The organism is Blautia caccae (assembly GCF_040095955.1).
Lineage (GTDB): Bacteria > Bacillota > Clostridia > Lachnospirales > Lachnospiraceae > Blautia > Blautia celeris.
Genome location: NZ_JBBMFP010000070.1, coordinates 1 through 1,475, shown reverse-complemented (window position 1 = coordinate 1,475; position 1,475 = coordinate 1). Strand labels below are relative to the sequence as shown.

Here is a 1,475-nt window from a genome sequence, read left to right as displayed (position 1 = left end):
CAATATTACCCGGAGCATGTGCTGCGTTATTATACCATCAAACAGGGCACTGGTGCCTTGCCGGAAGGAGGGCTGCCGATCCCGGTCTATAACCAGAACGACTATCAGGAACCCTATGGGCGCGGTACGATCGCAGGATATGGATGTGGGCCTGCCTCTTTTTCAATGGTGGTCAGTTATTTGAGAAACGAGGCGATCTCCCCTGCAGATGTGGTGGCCTGGTGCGGCAACAGCTACTATGTGCCAGGGCAGGGGACCAGCTGGAATTTTTTCGAGGAAGCTGCGGCGCACTATGGGATTGGGCCAGTGACAACGACCACAAGCCCGGAAGCGGTCCTGCGGGCGCTTCAGGAAGGCCGTCCGGTCATTTCTTCACAAGGGCCGGGGCTGTTTACCGGAGGCGGTCACTATATCGTCCTGCGGGGGATCACCGCGGAGGGGAAGATCCTGGTAAATGACCCGAATGACAACACACAGAAACAGTATAATACACGTCCATTTGACCTGTATGCAGAGATCAACAGCACTTGCAGACAATATTGGATATTTGAACCAAAAAGATAGGGGGTAAACCATTATGCGGGATGAGAAGGAAACAAAAGAGAATAGAAAAGCGAAGTTTACCATTGCCGGCGGGATCCTGGCATTGGCCATCCTGGTGATCCTGACTGTCATGGGCAGTATGGGCCGGACGAAACCGGCACCGGAAGAAGCGGCAGGGAAGGAGCCGGAGACAGTCATAAGCACAGAGGAACCAGACAAGGAAGAACAGAATAAGAAAGAACAAAATAAGGAAGAATGGCCGAAAGCTGCCAATCCGGATGATAAAGAAGATACCCGGAAACAGGAGGATAAGAAAGAGTATTCCCGTGTGGAGAAGGCAAAAGGCGGGCTTTCATATACCCCGTATGCTAGCGAATCCAAATGGCGGGAACTGACAGATGAGCAGAAAGCAGAACGGATAGAGAATGGCATACCAGTGCTTCAGGACAAGAATAAGACCATTGACAGGATCTGCGCAAGGAAGGGGCGTCCGGATCTGGAACCTTATTCTTACCTGCTCACATCCAGTCTGAAAAGATACTGCGACAAGGAAGGGATAGAGGCGACAAAAGGGGAGTTCCTGGCCTATGATCAATGGATATCAAAGGATGAGGAGAGCTTTTTTATCGTCCTGAATGACAAGAAAGAGACCATTGTCCTTGCGACAGCAGAGATGCGGGGGGCCGATTGGAAATTTGAACGTGTGGAAGGAACCCGGGAAGAGGTGCTGAAACAGGCAGAGGAGAATGAGGACAAGGTGGATGACCTGCCGGCCAAGGCAGCGAAAGATAAGACCAAAAAGGAATAGTGGGGAATAAGGGATGAAACTGCAGAAAAAATTGGAGGAAGATTATAAGCGGATGAAGAGGCGATATCTCCTGCTTGGGCCAGAAGAGCTTTTTCAATTAAGCGGGGAGATCTCACGGAAGATC

The 1,475-nt window shown here is 50.9% G+C and carries 2 protein-coding genes; both read left to right on the top strand.

Annotated features, from left to right (window positions below; translation table 11 throughout):
• A partial coding sequence (locus WMO65_RS26130; protein ID WP_349064860.1) for a C39 family peptidase occupies positions 1 to 564 on the top strand: 564 nt, incomplete at its 5' end.
• A 13-nt stretch (positions 565 to 577) separates the two neighbouring features.
• Positions 578 to 1,351 carry a hypothetical protein gene (locus WMO65_RS26125; RefSeq protein ID WP_118594214.1) on the top strand — a complete coding sequence of 258 codons (774 nt, stop codon included), beginning with the start codon at positions 578 to 580 and terminating at the stop codon, positions 1,349 to 1,351.
• Positions 1,352 to 1,475: the final 124 nt, after the last annotated feature.

Coding starts and splice junctions, on each gene's coding strand:
- WMO65_RS26125 (WP_118594214.1), top strand. CDS start 578: ATGCGGGATGAGAAGGAAACAAAAGAGAATAGAAAAGCGAAGTTTACC.